The sequence below is a fragment of the Kitasatospora sp. NPDC001119 genome, assembly GCF_053598475.1.
In genome coordinates this window covers 85,083-111,819 of the sequence record NZ_JBSFKI010000026.1, presented here as the reverse complement: position 1 = coordinate 111,819, position 26,737 = coordinate 85,083, and the positions used below count along the sequence as shown (strand labels likewise).

19 protein-coding genes are annotated in these 26,737 nt (G+C 73.5%); 14 read left to right on the top strand and 5 right to left on the bottom strand.

Translation table 11 applies throughout. From position 1 onward, the window contains the following. Positions 1-13 precede the first annotated feature (13 nt). Positions 14-1,033 (bottom strand): TAXI family TRAP transporter solute-binding subunit, encoded by a 1,020-nt coding sequence (locus ACWDD9_RS29230; RefSeq protein ID WP_074005693.1) that lies wholly within the window; start codon positions 1,031-1,033, stop codon positions 14-16. A gap of 95 nt (positions 1,034-1,128) precedes the next feature. Here ACWDD9_RS29230 and miaB point away from each other — a divergent pair, with 95 nt between their 5' ends. Together miaB and ACWDD9_RS29220 are read left to right on the top strand one after the other, a co-directional pair. After that, positions 1,129-2,631, top strand: a complete 1,503-nt coding sequence (gene miaB / locus ACWDD9_RS29225; RefSeq protein WP_449813207.1) for a tRNA (N6-isopentenyl adenosine(37)-C2)-methylthiotransferase MiaB — start codon at positions 1,129-1,131, stop codon at positions 2,629-2,631. A 78-nt stretch (positions 2,632-2,709) separates the two neighbouring features. Then, on the top strand, positions 2,710-3,408 hold the full coding sequence (locus ACWDD9_RS29220; protein WP_117489707.1) for a class III extradiol dioxygenase subunit B-like domain-containing protein: 699 nt from the start codon (positions 2,710-2,712) through the stop codon (positions 3,406-3,408). 25 nt (positions 3,409-3,433) lie between these two features. Here the strand turns inward: ACWDD9_RS29220 and ACWDD9_RS29215 are convergent, their stop codons facing one another. After that, the gene (locus ACWDD9_RS29215) at positions 3,434-3,703 is read right to left on the bottom strand and encodes an antitoxin (RefSeq protein WP_241853171.1); all 270 of its coding nucleotides are present in this window, start codon (positions 3,701-3,703) and stop codon (positions 3,434-3,436) included. 163 nt (positions 3,704-3,866) lie between these two features. Between ACWDD9_RS29215 and miaA the strand changes: the two genes are divergently transcribed. From miaA to hflX, 5 genes are all read left to right on the top strand, one after another. Next, positions 3,867-4,811, top strand: coding sequence for a tRNA (adenosine(37)-N6)-dimethylallyltransferase MiaA (miaA, locus tag ACWDD9_RS29210; RefSeq protein ID WP_449813206.1), 945 nt, complete (start codon positions 3,867-3,869; stop codon positions 4,809-4,811). Positions 4,812-5,039: 228 nt separating this feature from the next. Continuing rightward, positions 5,040-5,552, top strand: coding sequence for a hypothetical protein (locus ACWDD9_RS29205; RefSeq protein WP_049658893.1), 513 nt, complete (start codon positions 5,040-5,042; stop codon positions 5,550-5,552). A gap of 32 nt (positions 5,553-5,584) precedes the next feature. Further along, positions 5,585-6,490, top strand: a complete 906-nt coding sequence (gene dapF / locus ACWDD9_RS29200) for a diaminopimelate epimerase (RefSeq protein ID WP_388050111.1) — start codon at positions 5,585-5,587, stop codon at positions 6,488-6,490. A 275-nt stretch (positions 6,491-6,765) separates the two neighbouring features. Beyond that, positions 6,766-8,943 carry a RelA/SpoT family protein gene (locus ACWDD9_RS29195; RefSeq protein ID WP_387973904.1) on the top strand — a complete coding sequence of 726 codons (2,178 nt, stop codon included), beginning with the start codon at positions 6,766-6,768 and terminating at the stop codon, positions 8,941-8,943. Between the two features lie 237 nt (positions 8,944-9,180). Beyond that, entirely contained in the window at positions 9,181-10,683 is a 1,503-nt protein-coding gene (hflX, locus tag ACWDD9_RS29190; RefSeq protein WP_049658942.1) for a GTPase HflX, read from the top strand. A gap of 68 nt (positions 10,684-10,751) precedes the next feature. On the opposite strand, the gene ACWDD9_RS29185 is transcribed toward hflX, so the two are convergent. Together ACWDD9_RS29185 and ACWDD9_RS29180 are read right to left on the bottom strand one after the other, a co-directional pair. Continuing rightward, positions 10,752-11,870, bottom strand: coding sequence for a trypsin-like serine peptidase (locus ACWDD9_RS29185; protein WP_380740134.1), 1,119 nt, complete (start codon positions 11,868-11,870; stop codon positions 10,752-10,754). 58 nt (positions 11,871-11,928) lie between these two features. Then, positions 11,929-13,122, bottom strand: a complete 1,194-nt coding sequence (locus tag ACWDD9_RS29180) for a trypsin-like serine peptidase (protein ID WP_049658939.1) — start codon at positions 13,120-13,122, stop codon at positions 11,929-11,931. Positions 13,123-13,534: 412 nt separating this feature from the next. On the opposite strand from ACWDD9_RS29180, the gene ACWDD9_RS29175 reads away from it, so the two are divergent. Genes ACWDD9_RS29175 through ACWDD9_RS29155 form a run of 5 tightly spaced genes read left to right on the top strand, consistent with a single transcriptional unit; the run spans position 13,535 to position 21,355 of the window. Beyond that, complete coding sequence (locus ACWDD9_RS29175; RefSeq protein ID WP_449813205.1) at positions 13,535-15,349, top strand: IucA/IucC family protein; 1,815 nt, start codon at positions 13,535-13,537, stop codon at positions 15,347-15,349. Then, positions 15,241-15,954 (top strand): GNAT family N-acetyltransferase, encoded by a 714-nt coding sequence (locus tag ACWDD9_RS29170; RefSeq protein WP_388050183.1) that lies wholly within the window; start codon positions 15,241-15,243, stop codon positions 15,952-15,954. The genes ACWDD9_RS29175 and ACWDD9_RS29170 overlap by 109 nt, the downstream gene beginning before the upstream one ends. 9 nt (positions 15,955-15,963) lie before the next feature. Beyond that, a complete protein-coding gene (locus tag ACWDD9_RS29165; protein ID WP_388050118.1) occupies positions 15,964-17,412 on the top strand; it encodes a lysine N(6)-hydroxylase/L-ornithine N(5)-oxygenase family protein in 1,449 nt (482 codons plus the stop codon). After that, positions 17,390-19,213 (top strand): IucA/IucC family protein, encoded by a 1,824-nt coding sequence (locus ACWDD9_RS29160; protein WP_449813204.1) that lies wholly within the window; start codon positions 17,390-17,392, stop codon positions 19,211-19,213. Before ACWDD9_RS29165 ends, ACWDD9_RS29160 begins: the two co-directional genes overlap by 23 nt. Before the next feature lie 12 nt (positions 19,214-19,225). Beyond that, positions 19,226-21,355: an ATP-dependent DNA helicase gene (locus ACWDD9_RS29155; RefSeq protein ID WP_449813203.1), complete on the top strand. Its 2,130-nt coding sequence runs from the start codon at positions 19,226-19,228 to the stop codon at positions 21,353-21,355. A gap of 176 nt (positions 21,356-21,531) precedes the next feature. On the opposite strand, the gene lexA is transcribed toward ACWDD9_RS29155, so the two are convergent. Next, positions 21,532-22,227 carry a transcriptional repressor LexA gene (lexA, locus tag ACWDD9_RS29150; protein WP_063780202.1) on the bottom strand — a complete coding sequence of 232 codons (696 nt, stop codon included), beginning with the start codon at positions 22,225-22,227 and terminating at the stop codon, positions 21,532-21,534. A gap of 540 nt (positions 22,228-22,767) precedes the next feature. Here lexA and nrdR point away from each other — a divergent pair. Together nrdR and ACWDD9_RS29140 are read left to right on the top strand one after the other, a co-directional pair. Continuing rightward, a complete protein-coding gene (nrdR, locus tag ACWDD9_RS29145) occupies positions 22,768-23,268 on the top strand; it encodes a transcriptional regulator NrdR (protein ID WP_049653458.1) in 501 nt (166 codons plus the stop codon). Positions 23,269-23,473: 205 nt separating this feature from the next. Beyond that, positions 23,474-26,383: a vitamin B12-dependent ribonucleotide reductase gene (locus tag ACWDD9_RS29140; RefSeq protein ID WP_375876198.1), complete on the top strand. Its 2,910-nt coding sequence runs from the start codon at positions 23,474-23,476 to the stop codon at positions 26,381-26,383. The last annotated feature ends 354 nt before the right edge of the window (positions 26,384-26,737 follow it).

The following is a 26,737-nucleotide window of genomic DNA, read 5'->3' as shown; positions in this document are numbered from 1 at the left end:
GCCGGGGCGGGGCCTACGGCTTCACCGAGCGGTAGTAGCGCGCCGCGCCGGTGTGCAGCGGGAGCGGGTCGGTGTAGACGGCGGTGCGCAGGTCGACCAGCTGGGCCGCGTGCACCTGGGCGCCGATCTGGTCCCGGCTGTCGATCACCGCGCGGGTCATGCCCTCGACCAGGCCCGGGTCCACGTCGTCCCGGGTGATCAGCAGGTTGGGCACGGCCACCGTGGCGACCGCGTCCTTCGGTTCGGCGTTCGGGTAGGTGCCCTTGGGCATGGTGGCCGCCCGGTAGGCGTCGGTGCCGCCGCCCTCGGCCTTGTGCAGGGCCTCGGCGAGGTCGCTCAGCGGCACGATCCGGATCCGGACGTGCTCGGAGAGGTCGGTGAGCGCGCTGGTGGGCAGGCCGCCGGACCAGAAGAAGGCGTCCAGGGTGCCCGCGCGCAGGTCGTCGGCCGCCTCGCCGACGCCCTTCGACACCGGGACGATGTCGTGGTCCGGGTCCAGCCCGGCGGCGGTCAGCAGCCGCCTGGTCACCAGGTTCACCCCGGACTGCGGCAGCCCGACCCCGACCTTCAGGCCCTTGAGGTCGGCGGTGCGCCGCACCGGGGAGGAGGCCGGGACGACCAGCTGCAGGTAGTCGTCGTACAGCCGGGCGATCGCCCGCAGCTTCTCCTTGCCGGGCTCGTGGTAGTCGGCGACCGCGTCGGCGGTGGCGATCGCGAAGGTGTCCCGGCCGTCGATCACCCGGCCGATGTTGTCGACCGAGCCCTCGGAGTTGTCCAGGGCCAGCCGCACCCCCGGCATCGCCCGCGAGACGTGGCCCTGGAGCAGCTGCCCGTACCGGTCGTAGACGCCGCGCTGCACCCCGGTGGCGAAGCGGACCTCGCCGCGCGGGTACCCGGGCGAGCGGCCCGCCGACAGCCACCAGCCGCCGAACCCGGCCACCAGCAGCACCAGCACCAGCACCGTCCGCCACAACGGGCTGCGGGCCGCGGCACGGACGGCGGCGCCGGGACGGTACGGAGTGGTGGGGGTCATGCAGGGATACTGCCAGGCGCTCCGGCCGAACGGGAGGGGAACGGGTGGTGGAAGCTCCGGGAAAAGCCCTTCGCCGCTGCCCGTACCCTGGTCTGGTGAGCGGTGAGAGCGGATTGAAGAGCTACAAGGTCGTCACGCACGGCTGTCAGATGAACGTCCACGACTCCGAGCGGCTGTCCGGCCTGCTGGAGGACGCGGGGTACGTCAAGGCCGGGCCCGAGGGCGACCCGGACCTGGTGGTGTTCAACACCTGCGCGGTGCGCGAGAACGCCGACAACAAGCTGTACGGCAACCTCGGCCAGCTCGCGCCGGTCAAGACCCGCCACAAGGGCATGCAGATCGCCGTCGGCGGCTGCCTGGCCCAGAAGGACCGCGAGACCATCGTCAAGCGCGCCCCCTGGGTCGACGTGGTCTTCGGCACCCACAACATCGGCCACCTGCCGGCGCTGCTGGAGCGGGCCGCGGTCGAGCGCAAGGCCCAGGTCGAGATCCTGGAGTCGCTGGAGACCTTCCCCTCCACCCTGCCGACCCGCCGCGAATCCGCGTACGCCGCCTGGGTCGCCATCTCGGTCGGCTGCAACAACACCTGCACCTTCTGCATCGTCCCCGCGCTGCGCGGCAAGGAGGAGGACCGCCGTCCCGGCGACGTCCTCGCCGAGATCGAGGCGCTGGTGGGCGAGGGCGTCATCGAGGTGACCCTGCTCGGCCAGAACGTCAACGCCTACGGCTCCGACCTGGGCGACCGCGAGGCCTTCTCCAGGCTGCTGCGCGCCGCCGGCCAGATCGAGGGCCTGGAGCGGATCCGCTTCACCTCGCCGCACCCGCGCGACTTCACCGACGACGTGATCGCCGCGATGGCCGAGACCCCGAACGTGATGCACCAGCTGCACATGCCGCTGCAGTCCGGCTCGGACCGCGTCCTCAAGGCGATGCGCCGCTCCTACCGGCAGGAGCGTTTCCTCGGGATCATCCGGAAGGTCCGCGAGGCGATGCCCGACGCGGCGATCTCCACCGACATCATCGTGGGCTTCCCCGGCGAGACCGAGGAGGACTTCGAGGAGACGATGCACGTCGTCCGCGAGGCCCGCTTCACCAACGCCTTCACCTTCCAGTACTCCAAGCGCCCCGGCACCCCCGCCGCGGAGATGGCGGACCAGGTGCCGAAGGAGGTCGTGCAGGCCCGCTACGACCGGCTGATCGCCCTCCAGGAGGAGATCTCCTGGGAGGAGAACAAGAAGCAGGTCGGGCGGACCCTGGAGATCCTGGTCGCCGAGGGCGAGGGCAAGAAGGACGACCAGACCCGGCGGCTCTCCGGCCGCGCCCCCGACAACCGGCTCGTGCACTTCACGAAGCCGGAGGAGCCGGTGCGCCCCGGCGACACGGTGACCGTCGAGATCACCTACGCCGCCCCGCACCACCTGCTCGCCGAGGGCCCCGCGCTCGCGGTGCGCCGCACCCGGGCCGGCGACGCCTGGGAGAAGCGCCAGGCCGCGCCCGCCGCCAAGCCGGCCGGCGTGCTGCTCGGCCTGCCGAAGATCGGCGCCCCGGCGGAGCTGCCACTGGCCGCGCCGGCGGGCGGGGCCTGCTGCGGCGACTGACACCGTGCCCGGTACGGCGGCCTGACGGGAGGATCCACTCCCGCCGGGCCGCCGTCGTCGTTGGCTAGAGTGATCCGCATGCTGGTAGCCGCCGCCGTGTGCCCCTGTCCGCCGCTGCTCGTCCCCGAGGTCGCCGCCGGGGCCGCGCCCGAGCTGGACGGCCTGCGCGCGGCCTGCGACGAGGCGCTCGCGGCGCTGGTCGCGGCCGGACCGCAGCTGGTCGTGGTGGTCGGCACCGGGCCGGCGGCCGAGGTGTGGACCGAGGGCGGGGCCGGCTCCTTCCACCGCTACGGGGTGCCGCTGGTCGCCAAGCTGCCCGGCGAGCGGGTCGAGGGGCCGGAGCTGGCCCCCTCGCTGACCGTCGGCGCCTGGCTGCTGGAGCGCGCCGGGGTGGGCCTGCCCACGCACGCCTGCGCGGTGCCCGCCGACGCCCCCGCCGACCGGATGCTCGGCCTCGGCCAGGGCCTGGCCGGGCTCGCCGACCGGGTCGCCCTGCTGGTGCTCGGCGACGGCAGCGCCTGCCGCTCGGTGAAGGCGCCCGGCTACCTGGACGAGCGGGCCGAGGGCTTCGACACCGCGCTGGCCGCCGCCCTGGGCACGGCCGACCTGCCCGCCCTGGCCGCACTGGACCCGGGCCTGGCCGCCGAGCTCAAGGCCGACGGCCGGGCGCCCTGGCAGGTGCTGGCCGGCGCCGCGCAGGGCGCCGGCCTCACCGGGCGGCTGGGCTACCAGGACGCGCCGTACGGGGTCGGGTACTTCGTGGCGTCCTGGTCCTAGCAAGTCGGCGGGGCAGGCCTGCGGTTCAGGACCGCGGGGCCTGCGGGGGCTGCTCCTCGTCGCCGGGCTTCGGCTTGTGGGCGAAGTCGCCGACCGCGCCCTTGGCCTTGCCGGCGCCGTGCTCGATCTTGTCGCTGTACTTGCCCTTGGTCGCCTTGTCGATCGCGCCGCCGGCCTTGTCCACGGCCTTCTCGATCTGGTCGCTGTGCTTGCCGGCGAACTCGCTGGCCTTGTCCTTGAGCTCCTCGGCCTTGCCCTTGAGGTTGTCCATCAGACCCATGGCGATCTCCTTCATCCGCTGTTCCCCGCACAACGACCGGGCTCGGCAAAGCGTTCGCAAACCGACCCAACCGGGGAAACGGCCGGAAAGTGTCCGGGAAACAGTCATATCCTCGCGCAGTCGCGGGCGGGTGGCAGCCCGGTCCGCGGGCGCCCGGCCGTTTTGCGAGACTGGAGCGGTGAGCAGCTCCCGTACCCCGTGCGTCATCTCGATCGTCGGCGCGACCGCCGCCGGCAAGTCCGACCTGGCCGTCGCCATCGCCCGCAGTCTCGACGGCGAGGTGATCAACACCGACTCGATGCAGCTGTACCGGGGCATGGACATCGGCACCGCCAAGCTCACGATGGAGGAGCGCGGGGGAGTGCCGCACCACCTGATGGACGTCTGGGACGTCACCGAGGCCGCCAGCGTCGCCGAGTACCAGCGGCTGGCCCGGACCGAGATCGACCGGCTGCTCGCCGCCGGCCGCACGCCCGTCCTGGTCGGCGGCTCCGGGCTGTACGTCCGGGCGGCGATCGACGAGATGGAGTTCCCGGGCACCGACGCGGCGGTGCGGGCCCGGCTCGAGGCCGAGCTGGAGCACGCCGGCCCGTACGCGCTGCACCGGCGGCTGGCCGAGCTGGACCCGGCGGCCGCAGAGGCGATCCTCACCGGCAACGGGCGGCGGATCGTCCGCGCCCTGGAGGTCATCGAGATCACCGGGCAGCCGTTCACCGCCAACCTGCCGAGCAACACCGCCGTCTACGAGGCGGTGCAGATCGGCGTCGCCGTGCCGCGCCCCGAGCTGGACGAGCGGATCGCGCTGCGGGTCGACCGGATGTGGGAGGCCGGACTGCTGGACGAGGTGCGGGAGCTGGAGAAGGTCGGACTGCGGGAGGGCAGGACCGCCTCCCGGGCGCTCGGCTACCAGCAGGTGCTCGACCACTTCGCCGGCGGGTACACCGAGGACGAGGCCCGGGCCGAGACCGTCCGGGCCACCAAGCGCTTCGCCCGCCGCCAGGAGTCCTGGTTCCGCCGCGACGACCGGATCCACTGGCTCTCCCGGCCGGCCGGCACCGACCCCGTCGAGCTGCTGGAACGCTCCCTGGAACTGATCGACCGTCAGGGAGTTCCGGCCGCGTAGGAAGGGTTTCCGGCCAATCCGGCGGTGCACCTGCGCGCGCAGGCGACCGTGCAGGACGAACCGGCGGTCACGGGCCGATCACGTGATGGCCACGGATCACCCGTCGACCCCGGTCAGGCCCGGAACGCCCCTCTGGACATGCCATCATCGATGCCGTAGGGGTCGACCGAACGGGCCGGCCGTGCCCGGCCGCGAGTCCGCTCGTGTCGAACTGTCAGGGGAGGCCGTGTGTCGACGGGTACCGGCCCCGAATCCGGCCAGGGCGGGAGCGTCACCGTACCGGCCGAGGAGTTCGACGAGTCGACGATGGGCGACCTGCCCGTGCTGACCGGCCTGGAGGCGCCGACCTCCTACGCGGCCGCGGTGCCCGCCCTGGACACCCGCACCCCGCCCGGCGGCGCGGTGCACGAACGGGAGATCCGCCCGCTGCGCCGGCTGCGCTGGTGGCAGACGCTGCCGATCGCCCTGCTGGGCACCCTCGGCTCGCTGATGTTCGCCTTCCCGCTCGCCTTCGGCTCGGCCGGGGCGCGCGCCACCATGGTCGGGATGCTCGGGCTGCTGTTCACCGCCGCCTCGATGGGCTGGGGCGCGATGGCCGCCCGGCACGCCGGCTACACGTGGCCGGGGCTGCCGCGACGGGGCTCCGGGCAGCGGGCCGGCTGGAAGGCGATCGCGGTCTACACCCTGATCGCGCTGGCCGCCTGCGCGCTCGCGGTCTGGCGGGTCGCCTACCTGCGCTGAGCGCCTCCCGGCGGCTCAGTACCATCGGAGGGGTGAGCGCATCCTCCCCCCAGCAGGTCGGCATCCCCTTCTTCAAGGGCCACGGCACCCAGAACGACTTCGTCATCGTCCCGGACCCGGACGGCGCGCTGGAGATCGGTCCCGAGACCGTCGCCGCGCTGTGCGACCGGCGGGCCGGCATCGGCGGGGACGGGCTGCTGCGCGTGGTGCGCGCCGCCGCCGACCCGGCCGCCGCGGCGATGGCCGACCGGGCCGAGTGGTTCATGGACTACCGCAACTCGGACGGCAGCATCGCCGAGATGTGCGGCAACGGCCTGCGGGTCTTCGCCCGCTTCCTAGTCGAGGCCGGACTGGCCGAGCCGGGCGAACTGGCCGTCGCCACCCGCTCCGGGGTGCTCACCGCGAAGGTCGCCGGGGCCGCCGCGGACGGCACGCCCGGCGACGTCACCATCGACATGGGCCGGGCCCGGCTGCCCGGGCCGGACGGCATCGAGGTCGCGGTCGGCGAGCGGCGCTGGCCGGCCCTGAACGTCAACATGGGCAACCCGCACGCGGTGGCCTTCGTGGAGAGCCTGGACCACGCCGGGGACCTGTACACCGCGCCGCTCACCAGCCCGGCGGACGCCTACCCGGAGGGCGTCAACGTCGAGTTCGTGGTGGACCGCGGGCCGCGGCACGTCGCGATGCGGGTGCACGAGCGCGGCTCGGGCGAGACCCGCTCCTGCGGCACCGGCGCCTGCGCGGTGGCGGTGGCGGCCATCCGCCGGGACGGCGCCGACCCGGCGGTCACCGGCGAGGCGGTCTCGTACACCGTGGACGTGCTGGGCGGCCGGCTGGTCATCACCGAGCACCCGGACGGCCGGGTGGAGATGGCCGGGCCGGCGGTGATCGTGGCCGAGGGCCGGCTGGACGGGAGCTGGTGGGAGTCGGTCCGTTAGGGCCCGTCTCCGGTGGGGCCCGTCTCCGGTAGGGCTCGTCTTCGAACCCGCGTCCGCGGGGCGACAGGCCCGGGGGCCGGCAGCCCGGTTTGCCCAATTCGTTCGGTGATGAATCCCCCCGATCGGGTGATACCGGTCGCGGACGGGAATCAGGGCGTCGCGGAACGTGCTCTGCTCGGTAGCATGGACCACCGGGTCGATCACCCCATGGGGAGGGGTGTCGAGATCACCCCCTCGGACGGGGCGGCGCCCGGCGACCGTTGCCGGAGGTGCCGATGACCATCGAAGCCGGGCAGCCCCTGGGGCAGCCGACGACCGTACGGCAGGGAGGGGCCAGGCGGCCCCTCGGGGAGCTCGGCCTGGCCGCCCTCGGCCGGGCCGGGCGGGCCGCCCTGCTCGCCACCGGCCGGCCGCCCGTGCCGGACGCCCTGGAACCGCTCGTCCGGGTCCACCGCCGGCACCATCCGCAGGCCGACCTCGGCCTGCTCGCCCGGGCCTACCGGCTCGCCGAGGCCAGCCACCGCGGCCAGAAGCGCAAGAGCGGCGAGCCGTACATCACCCACCCGCTGGCCGTCACCATGATCCTGGCCCAACTCGGCGCCGGGACGACCACCCTGGTCGCCTCGCTGCTCCACGACACCGTCGAGGACACCGAGTTGACGCTGGACCAGGTGGGCGCCGGGTTCGGGCCGGAAGTCGCCTACCTGGTCGACGGGGTGACGAAGCTGGAGAAGGTCGACTTCGGGGCCGCCGCCGAGGCCGAGACCTTCCGCAAGATGCTGGTCGCCACCGGGGACGACGTCCGGGTGATGGTGATCAAGCTCGCCGACCGGCTGCACAACATGCGCACCATCCGGCACATGAAGCCGGCCAGCCAGGCGCGGATCGCCAAGGTCACCCGGGACGTGCTGATCCCGCTGGCCGAGCGGCTCGGCATCCAGGTGCTCAAGGCGGAGCTGGAGGACATCGTCTTCGCCACCCTGCACCCCGAGGAGCACGCCCGCACCCGCGCCCTGATGACCGGTCACGAGGCCGAGCCGGACACCCTGCTGGAGCCCTTCGCCCGGCAGCTGGCCCGCCAGCTGGCCGAGGGCGGGGTGGCCGCCGAGGTGACCGTCCGGCCCCGGCACTGCGTCTCGCTGCACCGGGTGCTGCTCCGGCGGGCCGCCGTGCCCGGGCCGGACGGCCGGCCGCAGGGGCCGCGGCCGGCCGACTTCGGGCGGCTGCTGGTGGTGGTCGAGGAGAACGCCGACTGCTACGCCGTGCTCGGCGAGCTGCACACCTGCTGGACGCCGCTGCCCGGGGAGTTCAAGGACTTCGTGGCCGCGCCCAAGTTCAACCTCTACCAGTCCCTGCACACCGCCGTGGCGCTGAGCGGCGGCGCGGTGGTCGAGGTGCTGGTCCGCACCCGGCGGATGCACGAGGTGGCCGAGACCGGGGTGGTCGCGCTCGGGGACCCGTCCCCGGCCGGCGCCGTCCAGGACGCCGACGAGCTGGACCGCACCGACCCGGCCCGCCCGGGCTGGCTCAGCCGGCTGCTGGAGTGGCAGCAGGAGACGCCCGACCCGGACGCCTTCTGGTCCGCGCTCACCGCCGACCTGGCCGGCGACCGCGAGATCACCGTGGTGACGGAGAGCGGCGAAACGCTTCAGCTGCGGGCCGGCGCCACCTGCGTGGACGCGGCCTACCTGCTCGGCGAGGAGACCGGCCACCGATGTATCGGCGCGCGGGTCAACGGGCGGCTCACCGCGCTGTCCACCGTGCTGGAGGACGGCGACCAGATCGCGGTGCTCACCGAGACCCTCCCGGCCGGCGGCGGACCGCCCTCCGGGCCCGCCCCCGAGTGGCTGGCGCACGCCCGCACCCCCGCCGCCCGGCTGGCCATCGAGCGCTGGCTGGCCGATCCCCCGGCCCGGCAGCCGGTGGTCCGCACCGGCCCGGCCGGCGGCCAGCCCGCCCCGCCCGGGCGCCCGGCCGCCGAGCGGCGGGCGGCCCCGGTCGCGGTGGCCGGCCGGCCCGGGGCGTCGGTCCGGCTGGCCCGCTGCTGCACCCCGGTGCCGCCGGACGAGGTGGCCGGCTACCCGATCCGCGGCGGCGCGGTCGCGGTGCACCGCACCGGCTGCCCGGCGGGGGAGCGGATGCGCGCGGACGGGCGGGCCGAGCTGGAGGTCCGCTGGCAGTCGGAGGGCGCGCCGGCCGCCGGGCACCGGGCCACCCTGCGGGCCGAGGCGCTGAACCGGCCCCGGCTGCTCGCCGACCTCACCGCGGCGATCTCCGGCGCGGGCGTCGGCATCGTCTCGGCCGAGGTCGAGCCGCCGCAGGAGTCCCGGGTCCGGCACACCTACACCGTCGAACTGCCCGAGCCGGCCGCGCTGCCCGGGCTGATGCGGGCGATGCTCAAGGTCTCCGGGGTGTACGACGTGAGCCGGCCGCAGGCCCCGGAGGGTTCGTAGGGGCCGCCGTCCCGGGGAAAATGGGGATGACCGGCCCGCGCCGGGCGTGCGACCATCATGGGGAATTCACGGCCGGTCCACGGCGTTCTCCGGGCACAGGAGCCCGGGGGCACCCGGGGACCTGAGGGGTAGCTCACCCCGCCCGGACGGTAGCCGGGGCGGCAGCTGGGCAGACTCCGTACGGGACCGCCACCGCGGTCCCCGAAGGCCACCCGTACCAGCCAGCCAAAGGACAGAATGACCTCCACGTTCGACACCCGCGACCACGCCGACGCTCCGCGCCGCCTCGACGGTCTGCGGGCGGAAGCCCTCATGGACGAGGACCTCGCGGCCATCGACGAGGACCGCGGCCACCACTACGACGGCGACCAGTACGACCGCAGCGAGCGAGCCGCCCTGCGCCGTGTCGCCGGCCTCTCCACCGAACTCGAAGACGTCACCGAGGTCGAGTACCGCCAGCTCCGCCTGGAGCGCGTGGTGCTCGTCGGCGTCTGGACGGACGGCACGCTGGAGGAGGCGGAGAACTCGATGGCCGAGCTCGCCGCGCTCGCCGAGACGGCCGGCTCCCAGGTGCTGGACGGCGTCATCCAGCGCCGTGACAAGCCCGACGCGGCCACCTACATCGGCTCCGGCAAGGCGAAGGAGCTGCGCGACATCGTCGCCGCCACCGGCGCCGACACCGTGGTCTGCGACGGTGAGCTCACCCCGGGCCAGCTGATCCACCTGGAGGACGTGGTCAAGGTCAAGGTCGTCGACCGGACGGCCCTGATCCTGGACATCTTCGCCCAGCACGCCAAGTCCCGGGAGGGCAAGGCGCAGGTCTCGCTCGCGCAGATGCAGTACATGCTGCCGCGGCTGCGCGGCTGGGGTCAGTCGCTGTCCCGGCAGATGGGTGGCGGTGGCTCCGGCTCCTCGGGCGGCGGCATGGCCACCCGCGGTCCCGGTGAGACCAAGATCGAGACCGACCGGCGCCGGATCCGCGAGAAGATGGCGAAGCTCCGCAAGGAGATCGCCGACATGAAGAAGGGCCGCGACACCAAGCGCCAGGAGCGCAGGCGCCACCAGGTGCCGTCCGTGGCCATCGCCGGGTACACCAACGCCGGCAAGTCCTCCCTGCTCAACCGGCTCACCGGCGCCGGCGTCCTGGTGGAGAACTCGCTGTTCGCCACCCTGGACCCGACGGTGCGCCGGGCCGAGACCCCGACCGGGCGGCTCTACACCCTGGCCGACACCGTCGGCTTCGTCCGGCACCTGCCGCACCACCTGGTCGAGGCCTTCCGCTCGACCATGGAGGAGGTCGCCGACGCGGACCTCATCCTGCACGTGGTGGACGGCTCGCACCCCGAGCCGGAGACGCAGCTGGCCGCCGTCCGCGAGGTCATCGTCTCGGTCGACGCGCAGAACGTGCCGGAGGTCGTGGTGATCAACAAGGCGGACGCCGCCGATCCGCACGTGCTCCAGCGCCTGCTGCGCCGCGAGCCGCACGCCATCGTGGTGTCGGCCCGCAGCGGCGCCGGCATCGAGGAGCTGCTGCGGCTGATCGACGACGAGCTGCCGCGTCCGGCGGTCGAGGTGCGGGCCCTGGTGCCCTACACCCAGGGCGCGCTGGTCTCCCGGGTGCACGCCGAGGGCGAGCTGCTCTCCACCGAGCACACCGGCGAGGGCACCCTGCTGCACGCCAAGGTGCCGGCCGAGCTGGCCGCCGAGCTGGAGTACTTCGCGGTGGCCCTGCAGGGCTGAGCCCGAAGCGCACGGAGGGGCCCCGGGACGGATCGCCGTCCCGGGGCCCCTCCGTGTTTCCGGCGGTGCTACCGGACGTTCTTGGCGAAGTAGTCGAAGGCCTGCTTCGCCTGGTCCTGGAGGGAGGGGCCGGCCTGGTAGCCGGCCGGGTTGCGGTTGCCGACCGCGCCGACGCTGACCAGGTTGGGCTTGCCGTCCCGGATGACGAACCAGCCGCCGCCGGCGGCGCCCGCCGTCATGGTGCAGCCGATCACGTACATCGGCGGGCGGTCCCGGTCGAAGGAGAGCAGCCCGGGGGCGAGCGGGGAGTCGCAGTGCTCGAGCTCCAGGCCGTCGAACGGCCGCTCGGCCGGGTAGCCGTAGGCGGCGGTCCCGGTGATCTGGTCGCGCGGGGCGTTGAACCAGATCGGCACCGAGCCGCCGACCGTCTCCTCCAGGGACCTCCCGGAGCCGTCCTCGCCGCGCACCCGCAGGACGCCGTAGTCGTACTGGTGGTGGGCCCCGACGCCGCTCTCCTGGAGCCAGGTCGGCGAGACCAGCGCGCGCACCGCCGTCCACCGGCCGTACGGGGCGACCAGCCGGTCGGCGTTCGCCTTGCCGTGGACCGCCTGGCCGTCCCGGTTGAAGCCGGGCACGAAGACCGGGTTCTTCAGCCATCCGCCGCCCTTGCCGTCGTGCAGGCAGTGCGCGGCGGTGTAGACGAGGTTGCTGCGGCCCGGGTTGACCGGATCGGAGACCACGGTGGCGGAGCAGGACACGTCGCCCTGCGGCGTGGTCGCGAAGAGCCGGCCGACCACCGAGCCGACCGGTCCGTACGGGTGCGGCTGCGGCTTGGCCGGGACGGCGGCGGGCGGGGCGTCCCGCTCGACGCCGGCCGCCGCGGGGGCGGTCAGCGAGTACTCCGGGGTGGGCCGGGGCCTGGCGGCGTCCATCCGGGCCGCCGTCCAGGCGCCGGGCGCCGCGTCGTTGGCGAAGGCGCTCTCGGCGACGTAGCGGGCCCAGTCGTCCACCTTCCAGCCGCTCAGGTCGCCCGGGCTGGTGGGCGACGACCTGGGCAGGGCGAGGGGCGCGGTGGCGGGCCGGGCGGGGCCGTCCGGGCCGCACCCGGCCGCGCCCAGCGCGAGCGCGGCGAGCAGCGCGGCGCCGCCCGTCGCGGCCCGGCGCCGACGGCTGGTGGTTCTCGGCATGCTGGCTCGTCCCCCCGTGCTGTGCTGGTGGTTCCCTACCGCCCCCCGTCGGCGGCGGCTACTTCTTGGAGATCCAGTCCAGCGCCTGCCGGGCGACCGCCTCCAGGTACGGGCCGCTCAGCGAGGTGTGCTCCTGGGTGCCGATCGAGGTGTTGCTGACCAGCGCGGTCCGGCCGTCCGGCATGGTGGCGAACCAGCCGCCGCCGCTGGCGCCCTGGGTCATGGTGCAGCCGATGGTCAGCATGGTCGGGCGCTTGGCGTCGAAGGAGAGCCGGGTGGGCTTGCCGCCGTCGCACTTGTACAGCTCCTGGCCGTCGAACGGCTTGGCGAGCGGGTAGCCGACGGCCGAGACCTTGAGCTGGTCGCGCGGCGCGTCGAACCAGACCGGGACGGCCGAACCGACCGTCTCCTCCAGGGACTTGCCGGTGTCGTTCTGGTTGTGCACGCGCATCACCGCGAAGTCGTACTGGTTGGCGGCGTCGCCGGTGCCGCCGCCCTCGACCATCCACTGCGGCGAGGTGGTGACCTGGTCGGCCCACCAGGTGCCGAGCGGGGCCAGCTCGGACAGCGGGGCCCGCTTGCCGCCGCTGGAGGCGCCGGAGTTGTTGTAGGCGGGCACGAAGACCAGGTCCTTGTAGAAGTTCCCGCCCTTGCCCTCGTGCACGCAGTGCCCGGCCGTCCAGACCAGGTTGCTCTTGCCCGGGTGCTGGGGGTCGGCGATCACCGTCGCCGAGCAGTTGCCGCGGCCGCCCTGGGCGGAGAAGAACACCTTGCCGGAGGGCTGCTTCAGGTACGGGCGGGGCACCGTCACGGCCTTGACCGCCGCGGGATCGGGGTCGGTCACGCCGTCGTCGGTGGCCGGCTTGGGCGTGGCGGGGGCGGGCTTGGCGGTGGGCGGGGCCGGGTCGGCGGGCTTGGAGTCACCCATCTTGTCCGGGTCCCAGAAGTCCTTCACCACCGGGTTGTTGAAGACGTGCTTGGACGCCCACTTGTCCCAGTCCTCGTACTTCCACTTCTTCAGGTCGTCCCAGCTCCTGGGCAGTCCCTCCAGCAGGCTGGTCGGCAGCCCGGACGGGAGCGGGATCCCGCCGATCACGCCGCCCGAACCCGCGGCCTGGGTCGACTCGGTGGAGGGCGGCGGTGCGGGGCTCGTCCCGCCGCCCGCCGGGCCGTCCGGCCCGCAGGCGGTCACGGCGAGCAGGGTGCCCGCGGCCAGGGCGGCGGCCAGGGCTGACCGGTGGATCGTGGGCATCTGTGCGCTTCCCCCTGTGCTCGGTCGGTCGGTGCCGGTCGGTGCCGGGCCGCCCGGTGGTGTCACGGCCGGCGGTTGCGCACCGCGGTGGTGCGTGTCCGGCCGGTTCGCGGTGCGGCGGTTCGCCGCCATGGAGTCTTCCATCGCGGACGAGGACGGCGCTGCCCGCCCCCCGGGTTGCGGTGCGGGCCGGAGGTCACCGATCCGTGATCCGGGCCCGCCCGGTCCGCCGACGCAGCAGGGCATCGGGCCCCGTTGGTGGACAATCCCCGATCTTCACCCTGACGAGTGAGTCCTCCTTGTGATCACCCGTCAGGGATAGGTAACCCTTACCTGACGCGACGGTGCGAGCGCCCGCCGACCCCTCCACCACAGTGCGCGTCCGCACCCCCACGCGCCCCAAGGAGCAGCCTTGAGCACCGCCGCCCTCACCGTCGCCCCGCCCGTACCGTCGCCCACCGTGGAGCGGGCCCACGGGCACGACCTCCTGCTGCACCCCGACCCGGCCGTCGCCGCCGAACAGGCCGGACTGGAGGCCCTGCTGCGCTGCTGGACCCGGGAGACCGGAGCCCGGCCCGGCCCGGACGGCCGGCTGCGGATCGCCGTCCTCGGCGGGGCCGCCCGGCTCACCGCCCCGGTCCGCTACTGGTCGCCCGGCGGCTGGCACCGCTTCGGACCCGCCACCCTCGCGGTCGGGGAGACCGGCCCGGCCGGGGACGTCCGCGAGGCCCCCGTCGACGCCGTCACCGCCGCCGCGCTGCTCGCCGCCGCGGCCGCCGAACGGCCCGACCCCGGGCAGGTCGCCGACCTGGCCGCCAGGGTCGGCGACTCGGTCGTGCGCACCGCCGAGATCCTCGCCCACCGCCGCACCGCCGCCGTACCCGGCGGGCCGGAGCGCTCGCACTTCCTCGCCGCCGAGCAGTCCCTGCTGCTCGGCCACCCGCTGCACCCCACGCCGAAGAGCCGCGACGGCCTCGGCCCGGCCCAGAGCGCCGCCTACTCGCCCGAACTGCACGGCTCCTTCCAACTGCACTGGTACGCCGTCGACCGCGAACTGCTCGCGGCCGGCTCCGCCGTCGCCGAGAGCGCCGAACGGCTCACCGCCGGCCTGCTCGACGGCGCCGTGCCGCTGCCGCCCGGCACCGCCGCCGTCCCGCTGCACCCCTGGCAGGCCCGCGAACTCGCCCACCGCCCGGCCGTCGCCGCCCTGCTCGCCGACGGGCTGCTGCACGACCTCGGCCCGGCCGGCGACCCCTGGTACCCCACCTCCTCGGTGCGCACCGTCTACCGGCCCGGCACCCCGTGGATGCTCAAGCTCTCGCTCGGCCTGCGGATCACCAACTCCCGCCGGGAGAACCTGCGCAAGGAACTGCACCGCGGCCTGGAGATGCACCGGCTGCTGGAGAGCGGGCTGGCCGCCGAGTGGCGGGCCGCCCACCCCGGCTTCGACATCGTCCGCGACCCGGCCTGGATCGGCGTCGACCACCCCGCCCTCGGCGACCCGGGCGGCCTGGACACCGTGCTGCGCGCCCAGCCCTTCGCGCCCACCGACCGGGCGCTGTGCGTCGCCGGCCTGGTCGCCGAACAGCCGCTCGGCACCGGCGACACCGTGCCCTCCCGGCTCGGCGACACCCTGCGGGCCCTGGCCGTCCGCTGCGCCCGCCCGCTGCCGACGGTGGCCGCCGAATGGTTCCTGCGCTACCTGGACGCGGTCGTGCTGCCGATCCTCTGGCTGGACGGCCGGGGCGGCATCGCCCTGGAGGCGCACCAGCAGAACAGCCTCGTCCTGCTGGACGCCGAGGGCTGGCCCTGCGGCGGCCGCTACCGCGACAACCAGGGCTACTACTACCGGGAGAGCGCCGCCGCGCGGCTCGCCGCCCGGCTGCCCGGACTCGGCGCGGACAGCGACACCTTCCTGCCGGACGACGTGATCGACCACCACTTCGCCTACTACCTCGGCATCAACCACGTGCTCGGCCTGATCGGCGCCCTCGGCTCCCAGCGGCTCGCCGACGAGACGGTGCTGCTGGCCGCGCTGCGCCGGTTCCTGGCCGGCCCCCGGGCCGCCGCCACCGGCTCGGCGCTGCCCGCGCTGCTGCTGGACGCGCCCGCGCTGCCCTGCAAGGCCAACCTGCTCACCCGGGTCAACGGCATGGACGAACTGGTCGGCCCGGTCGCCAGCCAGTCCGTGTACGTGGACATCCCCAACCCGGTGGGGGGTGCCTGATGACGGACGACGGGTGCCGGGTGCCGGACGGCCTGTCCGGGTGGGGCGCCGTCCCCACCCCGGTCGGCGAGTTCCGGCTCGGCCCGGTCCGGCTGCCCGCCGACCTGGCGCTGCTCGCCGGGTGGATGAACGACCCCGAGGTCGACGCCTTCTGGGAGCTCGCCGGGCCGCCGGAGGTCACCGAACGGCACGTCCGGGCCCAACTGGACGGCGACGGCCGCAGCCTCCCGTGCCTCGGACTGCTCGACGGCGAGCCGATGAGCTACTGGGAGGTCTACCGCGCCGACCTCGACCCGCTCGCCGCGCACTACCCGGCCCGGCCGTACGACACCGGCGTGCACCTGCTGCTCGGCCCCGCCGCCAGCCGCGGCCGCGGCCTGGGCGCCGTCCTGCTGGCCGCCCTCGCAGAATTGATTCTCCGCCGGAATCCGCGCTGCGAACGGGTGGTGGCCGAGCCGGACGTCCGCAACCGGCGGTCCGTCCGGGCCTTCGAACGGGCCGGATTCCGGGCCGCCGCCGAACTCGACCTGCCCGACAAGCGCGCCGCCCTGATGGTCCGCGACCGGGCCGACGGGCCCGCCGCGCAGGCCCAACTCCCCGCCTAGGACGACCCTGTGGACACCTCGACACCCCCTCCGTACGACCTGCTCGGCGTCGGCATCGGCCCGTTCAACCTCTCGCTCGCCGCACTCGCCGAACCCGTCCCCGGCCTGCGCACGCTCTTCTGCGACCAGCGCCCGGAGTTCCGCTGGCACCCCGGGATGCTGGTCGACGGGGCCCGGATGCAGGTGCCGTTCCTCGCCGACCTGGTCTCCCTGGTCGACCCGACCAGCCCGTGGTCCTTCCTCAACTACCTGCGCGACCAGGACCGGCTGTTCCCGTTCTACTTCGCCGAGCGCTTCCAGCTGCCGCGCCGCGAGTACGACCACTACTGCCGCTGGGCCGCCGAGCGGCTGGCCAACTGCCGCTTCGGCACCGAGGTCACCGCCCTGCACTGGGAGGCGCCCTGGTACCGCGCCGAACTGACCGACACCGCGACCGGCCGGCGCTCCGAGGTCAGGGCCCGCAACCTCGCCCTCGGCGTCGGCACCCGGCCGGTACTGCCCGAGGCCTTCGCCGCGCTGGCCGGCCACCCGCGGGCCTTCCACTCCGCCGAGTACCTGGACCGCCGTGCCGACCTGGCCGGCACCCGCGACATCACCGTCGTCGGCAGCGGGCAGTCCGGCGCCGAGGTCTTCCTCGACCTGCTCCGGCGCCACGAGGGCGACGACGTCCGGCTGCGCTGGCTCACCCGGACCAGGGCGCTCGCCCCCATGGAGTACTCCAAGCTCGGCCTGGAGCACTTCACCCCCGACTACACCCGCTACTTCCACGGCCTGCCCGCGGCCGTCCGGGACGCGCTGGTCACCGCCCAGTGGCAGCTGCACAAGGCCGCCAGCGCCGAGACCCTCGCCGAGATCCACGACCACCTCTACGAGCGCACCATCGGCCGCCCGATCGACGCCGCCCCGGTCGAGATCACCCCCGGCACCGCCGTCGACGCCGCCCGCCCCGGCCCCTGCGGCGGCCTCGAACTGCACTGCCGGCACACCGACTCCGGCGCCGAACACCTGCTGCGCACCGACGCCGTGGTGCTCGCCACCGGCTACCGGGCGGCCCGCCCGGCCGCGCTCGAACCGCTCGCCGAACTGATCGACTGGGACGAGGCCGGGCGCTACCGGGTCGACCCGGACCACCGGGTCGCCACCCGGCCCGGACTCACCGGCGGGCTGTACGTCCAGAACGCCGAACTGCACACCCACGGCGTCGGCACCCCCGACCTCGGACTCGGCGCCCACCGGGCCGCCGTGATCCTCAACGCCGTCACCGGGCGCACCGTCCACCGGCTGCCCGGCCGCACCGCCTGGACCGGCTTCGCGCCGCCCGGCCCCGCCGGGCCCGCCGACCAGCCCACCTCCGCCGGTCCCGTAGAACAGCCCACCCCCGCCGGTCCCGTGGAACAGCCCACCCCCGCCGTCCCCCGCCCCCAGGAGTTGACCCGTGCCGCAACCGTCGGCCGCTGAACCGCCGCTCCACCTGCCCCCGCACCTCACCGCCGGGCACTGGCAGCGGGCCGGCCGCGCCCTGCTGGCCAAGATGCTGGGCGAGTTCGCCTACGAGGAACTGCTCCGACCCGTCCCCGGCGACGAGCCCGGCGAGTACCGGCTGGAGCTGCCCGAGGCCGAGTACCGCTTCACCGCCCGGCGCGGCTCCTACGACAGCTGGCAGGTCGACCCGGAGTCCGTCCGCTGCTCCCGCCCGGACGGCCTGGACCCGCTGCGCTTCCTCCCGTACGCCCGGCAGACCCTCGGCCTGCGCGGCGAGACCACCGGCCACCTGATCCGCGAGCTCTCCGCCACCCTCACCGCCGACGCCCGCCAGCTCGCCACCGCGCTGACCGCCGCCGAACTCGCCGACCTCGACCACGCCGCGCTGGAGGGCCGGCAGACCGGCCACCCCTGGATCGTCCCCAACAAGGGCCGGATCGGCTTCTCCGCCGCCGACGCCGCCCGCTGGGCCCCGGAGGCCCGCAGCCCGCGCCCGCTGCCGTGGATCGCCGTGCACCGCCGGCTCGCCGAGTACCGCGGCGTGCCCGGCCTGGAGCGGCCCGAGCAGCTGTACGCCCGCGAGCTCGACGACGTGGACGCGCTGCGCGCCGCGCTCGGCCCGGACGCCGCGGACTACCTGCTGCTGCCCGTCCACCCCTGGCAGTGGGACGAGACGGTCCTGCCGCTGTTCGCGCCCTGGATCGCCTCCGGCGAGATCGTCCCGCTGCCCTCGGACGGCGACCCACGGCTGCCCCAGCAGTCCATCCGCTCCTTCTTCAACACCGCCCACCCCGAGCGCTGCACCGTCAAGCTGCCGCTGTCCATCCTCAACACCCTGGTCTGGCGCGGCCTGCCGGTCGAGCGCACGCTGGCCGCGCCCGCCGTCACCGCCTGGCTGCTCGGCCTGCGCGACACCGACCCGTACCTGCGCGACGAGTGCCGGGTGATCCTGCTCGGCGAGATCGCCTCCGTCACCGTCGACCACCCGCTCTACCGCGAGCTGCCCGAGGCGCCGTACCAGTACAAGGAGCTGCTCGGCGCGATCTGGCGCCAGCCGCTCGGCCCCTTCCTGGACGGCGGCGAGCGAGCCCGCACCCTGGCCTCGCTGCTGCAGACCGGCTCCGACGGGCGGGCGCTCGCCGCCGAGCTGATCGACCGCTCCGGCCTGCTCCCCGGCGACTGGACCGCCCGGCTGTTCGCCGCGATGATGCCGCCGCTGCTGCACTTCCTCTACCGCTACGGGCTGGTCTTCTCCCCGCACGGCGAGAACGCCATCGTGGTCTTCGACCCCACCGACGCGCCGGTCCGGCTCGCGGTCAAGGACTTCGTGGACGACGTCAACCTCAGCGCCCAGGACCTGCCCGAACTGCGCGGCCTGCCCGACGAGGTGGCCGAGGTGCTGCTGCGGGAGAGCCCGCAGGGGCTCTGCCAGTTCATCCACTCCGGGCTGTTCATCGGCGTCTTCCGCTTCCTCGCCCCGCTGCTGGAGGCGCAGACCGGACTGCCCGAGACCGAGTTCTGGGCCCTGCTGCGCGCCGAGGTGCTGCGCTACCAGGACCGCTTCCCCGAGCTGCGCGAGCGCTTCGAGCTGTTCGACCTGTTCCGCCCCCGGATCGACCGGCTCTGCCTCAACCGCAACCGGCTGCTGATGGACGGCTACCAGGACCGCCCGCACCGCCCGCACGCCGCCCGGTACGGGACGGTGCCGAACGCGCTGGTCGCCGTGGACGTGCGGATGCCCGGGCAACGGGACCGGATTGTCACCCCCGCCCCGTAGGCTGAGAGGGTCATGACGAACGACTCCGAATCCCACGACTCCGAATCCCAGCGGGCGGCAGTCCTCGGCGACGAGGCCGAGGAAGCCGTCGCCGTCCCGCGCTCGCGGATCCCCGAACTGCTGCACGCCGCGGTGGCGGCCGTCGGCGGTGTGGAGCGCCCCGGCCAGGTCCGGATGGCCGAGGCCGTCGCCGACGCCGTCGACCACGCCGAGCACCTGCTCGTCCAGGCCGGCACCGGCACCGGGAAGTCCCTGGCCTACCTGGTGCCCGCGCTCGCCCACGGCGACCGGGTGGTGGTCGCCACCGCCACCCTGGCGCTGCAACGCCAGCTGGTGGAGCGGGACTTGCCGCGCACCGTCGAGGCGATGCACCCGGTGCTGCGCCGCCGCCCGCTGTTCGCGATGCTCAAGGGCCGCTCCAACTACCTCTGCCTGCACCGGGCCAACGAAGGCACCCCGAGCGACGAGGGCGAGGGCCTGTTCGACCCGGTGGACGCGCTCGGCGGGCCCACCGGGAAGCTCGGGAAGGACGTGCTGCGGCTGCGCGACTGGGCCGACGAGACCGACACCGGGGACCGCGACGACCTCAGCCCCGGCGTCTCCGACAAGGCCTGGGCCCAGCTCTCTGTCACCTCCAAGGAGTGCCTGGGCGCCACCCGCTGCCCGTACGGCCAGGAGTGCTTCGCGGAGAAGGCGCGGGAGCGGGCCAAGCTGGCGGACGTCGTGGTCACCAACCACGCGATGCTCGCGATCGACGCGATCGAGGGCGCGCCGGTGCTGCCCGAGCACGGGCTGCTGATCGTGGACGAGGCGCACGAGCTGGTCAACCGGGTCACCGGCGCCGCCACCGCCGAGCTGACCGTCGGCGCCGTCAACCGGGCGGTGAAGCGGGCCGCGCGGCTGGCCAACGAGAAGGCGGTGGACGCGCTCCAGGCCGCCGCCGAGAACTACCACGGCCTGATGGAGACCGCCCAGCCCGGCCGGGTCGAGGAGCTGCCCGAGTACCTCGCGTACGCGGTCACCGCGATCCGGGACGCCTCCCGCCAGGTGATCACCTCGCTCGGCGAGACCAGGGACAAGGGGCTCAGCGACGAGGACGCCGTCCGCAAGCAGGCGATGGCCTCGGCCGAGGCGCTGCACGAGACGGCCGAGCGGCTGCTGGAGGACTCCGAGTACGACGTGGTCTGGATCGAGCGCAGCGACCGCTACGGGCTGGGCACCGCCTCGCTGCGGGTCGCCCCGCTGAGCGTCTCCGGGCTGCTGCGCGAGGGGCTGTACAAGGAGCGCTCGGTCGTCCTCACCTCGGCCACGCTCAAGCTCGGCGGGGACTTCAACGGCGTCGCCGCCTCGGTCGGCCTGCCCTCCGAGACGCGGCTGCCGGACGTCCGCACCGCCGGGGACAACCCGGACGCCGACGCGGGCTTCGGCGAGGACGCGGTGCCGCACTGGCGCGGGATCGACGTCGGCTCGCCGTTCAAGTACCCCAAGCAGGGCATCCTGTACGTCGCCAAGCACCTGGCCGACCCCGGGCGCGATCCCGAACGGCCCGACATGCTGGACGAGTTGGCCGAGCTGATCGGCGCGGCCGGCGGGCGCACGCTGGGCCTGTTCTCCTCGATGCGCGGCGCCCAGACGGCCGCCGAGGCGATGCGCGAGCGGCTGGACCACCGCGTCCTGCTCCAGGGCGAGGACACCCTCGGCGAGCTGATCCGGGAGTTCGCCTCGGACGCGACGACCTGCCTGTTCGGCACGCTCTCGCTCTGGCAGGGCGTGGACGTGCCCGGCTCGGCCTGCCAGCTGGTCGTGATGGACCGGATCCCGTTCCCCCGGCCGGACGACCCGCTGATGAGCGCCCGCCAGAAGGACGTCGAACAGCGCGGCGGGAACGGCTTCATGGCCGTCGCGGCGACCCACGCGGCGCTGCTGATGGCGCAGGGCGCGGGCCGGCTGGTGCGCGCGGCCGACGACCGGGGCGTGGTCGCGGTGCTGGACCCGCGGGTGGAGACCAAGCGGTACGGGAGCTTCTTCCGCTCCTCGATGCCGGAGTTCTGGTACACCACGGACCGCAACCAGGTGCGCCGCTCGCTGGCGTCGATCGACGCCTCGGCGGCGCCGGTGCGGCTGGTGGTGAAGCGGGGCTGAGGGCCCCGGCCGCCCGGCCCGTGGAACGCCGGAGGGGCTCCCCGCACTGTGCGGAGGAGCCCCTTCCCGGTGTGTGTGGTGGTGCGGTGCGTGCTGGTGCGTGTTGCTGCGCGCGCCGAGGCGGCGCGGGTGCGCTCAGAGGCGCACGGGGCCGCCCAGGGGCGGCGTGGGTGCGCTCAGAGGCGGCGCAGGACCGCGACGACCTTGCCCAGGATGGTCGCGTTGTCGCCGTTGATCGGCTCGTACGCCGGGTTGTGCGGCATCAGCCAGATCCGGCCGTCCTCGCGCTTGAGCCGCTTCACGGTGGCCTCGCCGTCGATCATCGCGGCCACGATGTCGCCGTTCTCGGCGACCGGCTGGCGGCGCACGGTGACCCAGTCGCCGTCACAGATGGCCGCCTCGATCATCGAGTCGCCGCGCACGGTGAGCGCGAACAGCTCGCCCTCGCCGACCAGCTGGCGGGGCAGCGGGAAGACGTCCTCGACCGTCTGCTCGGCCAGGATCGGCCCGCCGGCGGCGATCCGGCCGACCAGCGGGACGTAGGAGGTGGAGGGCCGGCCGGCCGTCTCGGCGGTGTTCGGACGGGCCACCTCGACGCCGCGGACCTCGTAGGCGCGCGGGCGGTGCGGATCCCGGCGCAGGAAGCCCTTGCGCTCCAGGGCCATCAGCTGGTGGGCGACCGAGGAGGTGCTGGACAGGCCCACGGCCTGGCCGATCTCGCGCATGGACGGCGGGTAGCCGCGGCGCTGGACGGAATCCCGGATGACCTCGATCACCCGGCGCTGGCGCTCGGTGAGGCCGGCCTCGTCGGTGCGGATGCCGGGGGGGCGACCTGGCATCGCCCGGGCGGGGGAGGTGTGGGAGTCGTCCATGGCGGTGGAGTGTTCGATCGGCTGGTCGGGAACGCGGGTCGCCCCGGAAAGGGCCGCGCCGGAGAGGCGGTGGTCTTCGCTACGGTCCATGCTGCTGTCCACACCCTGCTGATTCGTGGTGCGCTGCCCCACCTTGAACTGGGAGTGTTCCTGCACCGGGATGGTGTTGCTTTCGATCGTGTTCACGGCGGCCCCTCTCGACGGCTGTCCTCTCCCCTTTTCCAGCCCAACGCGCCTCCTATCGAAAGGTTGCGCCAAACACACGTTCGAGTGAATTATTCGGGAGTTGACTGACTCGATCAAGGCTTTGTTGTACATCGAGTAAATGTTCGAGCGAAACTCGCCCCCGGCAGTCTAATCGGGCCCCTCGCGACATCGACACGCCAAGGCGCTCACCTCCCCCAGACTCCTAGATGTAGTGGCTACAGTCCTCTCCGTGCCCAGTACTAGTGGTCGCCCCGCATGATCAGCTTGCCGAGGCCGGGGGCGCATCGCATAGACTCAACAGGTCCGAACGTTCTGCCAGGGAGGGACCCCGAGGTGCACTGCCCCTTCTGCCGGCACTCCGACAGCCGTGTTGTCGACAGCCGGACCACCGAGGACGGCAGCTGCATCCGCCGTCGTCGGCAGTGCCCGGACTGCGGACGCCGCTTCACCACGGTGGAGACGGCCGCGCTGATGGTCATCAAGCGCAGCGGCGTCACCGAGCCGTTCTCCCGGCAGAAGGTCATCACCGGCGTCCGCAAGGCCTGCCAGGGCCGCCCGGTCACCGAGGACGCGCTCGCCCAGCTCGGCCAGCGGGTCGAGGAGTGCGTGCGCGCCAGCGGCAGCGCCGAGCTGACCACCCACGACGTGGGGCTGGCCATACTCGGCCCGCTCAAGGAACTCGACGTGGTCGCCTACCTGCGCTTCGCCTCCGTGTACCAGGCGTACGACGGACTGGAAGACTTCGAGGCCGCCATCGCGGAGCTCCGCGCAGAACGGCCCCGCACCCCCGAGGCGGACGACACCTGCGTGTCCGTGTCCGCCGCCGCGCCCTAGGAGGCGCCGGGCCCCTCGCGGGCCCAGCCACCCGCACCACCACGGCCCCGCGGGGCCCACGCGTGCCCGAAAACGGGGCACAGAACACTACAAACCGTGCGTAAGCAGGCAGGGTTCCTGCCTGCCCGCACACCGGAAGAACGAACCAGCAGTGCCCGGACTTTTCAGGGCACTTCGGGCGTTTGCCCAGGAGGAGGAGCGAGAAGTGACAGACACCACGAGCGGTTCCGCACGCGGGTCGAAGTCCGAGAAGGCCGCGGCCAAGGGCGCCAAGGCCCCGAAGGGCGGTCTCCGGATGGAGCGCATCTACACCACTCCTGGCGTGCACCCGTACGACGAGGTCCGCTGGGAGCGGCGGGACGTCGTCATGACCAACTGGCGTGACGGCTCGATCAACTTCGAGCAGCGCGGCGTCGAGTTCCCCGACTTCTGGTCGGTCAACGCCGTCAACATCGTCACGTCCAAGTACTTCCGCGGCGCCGTCGGCACCCCCCAGCGCGAGTGGAGCCTCAAGCAGATCATCGACCGCGTGGTGCTCACCTACCGCGCCGCCGGCGAGAAGCACGGCTACTTCGCCTCCAAGGACGACGCCGAGATCTTCGAGCACGAGCTGACCCACGCCCTCCTCCACCAGGTGTTCAGCTTCAACTCGCCGGTCTGGTTCAACGTCGGCACCAAGCAGCCCCAGCAGGTCAGCGCCTGCTTCATCCTGTCCGTCGACGACTCCATGGACTCGATCCTCGACTGGTACAAGGAAGAGGGAATGATCTTCAAGGGCGGCTCCGGCGCCGGCCTGAACCTCTCCCGGATCCGCTCCTCCAAGGAACTGCTCTCCTCCGGCGGCAACGCCTCCGGCCCGGTCTCCTTCATGCGCGGCGCCGACGCCTCGGCCGGCACCATCAAGTCCGGTGGCGCCACCCGCCGCGCGGCCAAGATGGTCGTGCTCGACGTGGACCACCCGGACGTCGAGGCCTTCATCGAGACCAAGGTGAAGGAGGAGGAGAAGATCCGCGCCCTGCGCGACGCGGGCTTCGACATGGACCTCGGTGGGGACGACATCACCTCCGTCCAGTACCAGAACGCCAACAACTCGGTCCGCGTCAACGACGAATTCATGACCGCCGTCGAGAACGGCACCGAATTCGGCCTGCGCGCCCGGATGACCGGCGAGGTCATCGAGACCGTCGACGCGAAGAAGCTGTTCCGCAAGATGGCCGAGGCCGCCTGGGCCTGCGCCGACCCCGGCATCCAGTACGACACCACGATCAACCACTGGCACACCTGCCCGGAGTCCGGCCGCATCAACGCGTCCAACCCCTGCTCCGAGTACATGCACCTGGACAACTCCAGCTGCAACCTCGCCTCGCTGAACCTGATGAAGTTCCTCCGCGACGACGACTCCTTCGACGCGGCGACCTTCGCCAAGGTCGTCGAGCTGGTCATCACCGCGATGGACATCTCCATCTGCTTCGCGGACTTCCCCACCGAGAAGATCGGCGAGACCACCCGCGCCTACCGCCAGCTCGGCATCGGCTACGCCAACCTCGGCGCCCTGCTGATGGCCACCGGCCACGCCTACGACAGCGAGGGCGGCCGCGCCCTGGCCGGCGCCATCACCTCGCTGATGACCGGCACCGCCTACCGCCGCGGCGCCGAACTCGCCGGCGTGGTCGGCCCGTACGACGGCTACGCCCGCAACGCGGCCCCGCACCAGCAGGTCATGAAGCAGCACGCCGACGCCTCGCTGGACGCCGTCTCCCACGACGACCTGGACGCCCCGGTCTGGCTGGCCGCCAACAAGTCCTGGCAGGACGTGCTCCGCCTCGGCGCCCAGAACGGCTTCCGCAACGCCCAGGCCTCGGTGCTCGCCCCGACCGGCACCATCGGCCTGATGATGGACTGCGACACCACCGGCGTCGAGCCCGACCTGGCCCTGGTCAAGTTCAAGAAGCTGGTCGGCGGCGGCTCGATGCAGATCGTCAACGGCACCGTCCCGCGCGCCCTCAAGCGCCTCGGCTACCAGGACGAGCAGATCGAGGCGGTCGTCGCCCACATCGCCGAGCACGGCAACGTGGTGGACGCCCCGGGCCTGAAGCCGGAGCACTACGAGGTGTTCGACTGCGCGATGGGCGAGCGCTCCATCTCGCCGATGGGGCACGTGCGGATGATGGCCGCGATCCAGCCCTGGATCTCCGGCGCCATCTCCAAGACCGTGAACATGCCGGCCGCCGCGACCGTCGAGGACGTCGAGGAGATCTACTTCGAGGCGTGGAAGATGGGCGTCAAGGCGCTCGCCATCTACCGCGAAAACTCGAAGGTCGGCCAGCCGCTCTCGGCCAAGAAGAAGGACTCCGAGGAGAAGACCGAGGCGGCCGCCCCGGTCACCCCGGCCGCCGTGGTCGAGAAGGTCGTCGAGTACCGCCCGGTCCGCAAGCGCCTGCCCAAGGGCCGTCCGGGCATCACCACCTCCTTCACGGTCGGTGGCGCCGAGGGCTACATGACCGCCAACTCCTACCCGGACGACGGCCTGGGCGAGGTCTTCCTGAAGATGTCCAAGCAGGGCTCGACCCTCGCGGGCATGATGGACGCCTTCTCCATCGCCGTCTCGGTCGGCCTCCAGTACGGCGTGCCGCTGGAGACCTACGTCTCGAAGTTCACCAACATGCGCTTCGAGCCGGCCGGCCTGACCGACGACCCGGACGTGCGGATGGCGCAGTCGATCGTCGACTACATCTTCCGCCGCCTGGCGCTCGACTTCCTGCCGTTCGAGACCCGCTCGGCGCTCGGCATCCACTCCGTCGAGGAGCGCCAGCGCCACCTGGAGACGGGCTCGTACGAGCCGCTGGAGGCCGAGGAGCTCGACACCGAGTCGCTCGCCCAGTCCGCCCCCGTCGCCGCCAAGCCGGCCGCCGTCCCGGCCCCGGCCCCGGCCCCCGTCGTCGTCGAGGCACCCAAGGCGACCCCGAAGCAGGCCCACAACTCCACGGAGCTGATGGAGATCCAGCTCGGCCTCAACGCCGACGCCCCGCTCTGCTTCTCCTGCGGCACCAAGATGCGCCGCGCCGGCAGCTGCTACCTCTGCGAGGGCTGCGGCTCCACCAGCGGCTGCAGCTGACCGCGCCCGACCCCGGTTTCACCCGATGAGGTGAAAACCTGAGGCGGGGCGAGGACTTCACGTCCTCGCCCCGCCTTTTCTGTCGGTCGGGGTTGCTTTGCTGCGCGCATGGCGACAGGAGCAGCGAAGCGGGCACCACGACGGCCACCGGCGGCGGAGATCACACCGGAGACCCCGATCTGGTGCCCGGCGTGCCGGGACCACCACCCGGCCGCTGATTTCCCAAGGAACGCGAGCAGGCCGAGCGGTCTGCAGAGCGAGTGCAAGCAGGCCGTCCGGGCGAGGGCGGCGAGGCCGGAGGCCCGCGAGGCCGCGAACCGGGCCCGGCGGAAGAAGTGGGAACGGCCGGAGGTC

Coding starts and splice junctions, on each gene's coding strand:
- ACWDD9_RS29230 (WP_074005693.1), bottom strand. CDS start 1,033: ATGACCCCCACCACTCCGTACCGTCCCGGCGCCGCCGTCCGTGCCGCG.
- ACWDD9_RS29155 (WP_449813203.1), top strand. CDS start 19,226: ATGACGAACGACTCCGAATCCCACGACTCCGAATCCCAGCGGGCGGCA.
- ACWDD9_RS29195 (WP_387973904.1), top strand. CDS start 6,766: ATGACCATCGAAGCCGGGCAGCCCCTGGGGCAGCCGACGACCGTACGG.
- ACWDD9_RS29215 (WP_241853171.1), bottom strand. CDS start 3,703: ATGAAGGAGATCGCCATGGGTCTGATGGACAACCTCAAGGGCAAGGCC.
- lexA (WP_063780202.1), bottom strand. CDS start 22,227: ATGGACGACTCCCACACCTCCCCCGCCCGGGCGATGCCAGGTCGCCCC.
- hflX (WP_049658942.1), top strand. CDS start 9,181: ATGACCTCCACGTTCGACACCCGCGACCACGCCGACGCTCCGCGCCGC.
- ACWDD9_RS29185 (WP_380740134.1), bottom strand. CDS start 11,870: ATGCCGAGAACCACCAGCCGTCGGCGCCGGGCCGCGACGGGCGGCGCC.
- ACWDD9_RS29180 (WP_049658939.1), bottom strand. CDS start 13,122: ATGCCCACGATCCACCGGTCAGCCCTGGCCGCCGCCCTGGCCGCGGGC.
- ACWDD9_RS29220 (WP_117489707.1), top strand. CDS start 2,710: ATGCTGGTAGCCGCCGCCGTGTGCCCCTGTCCGCCGCTGCTCGTCCCC.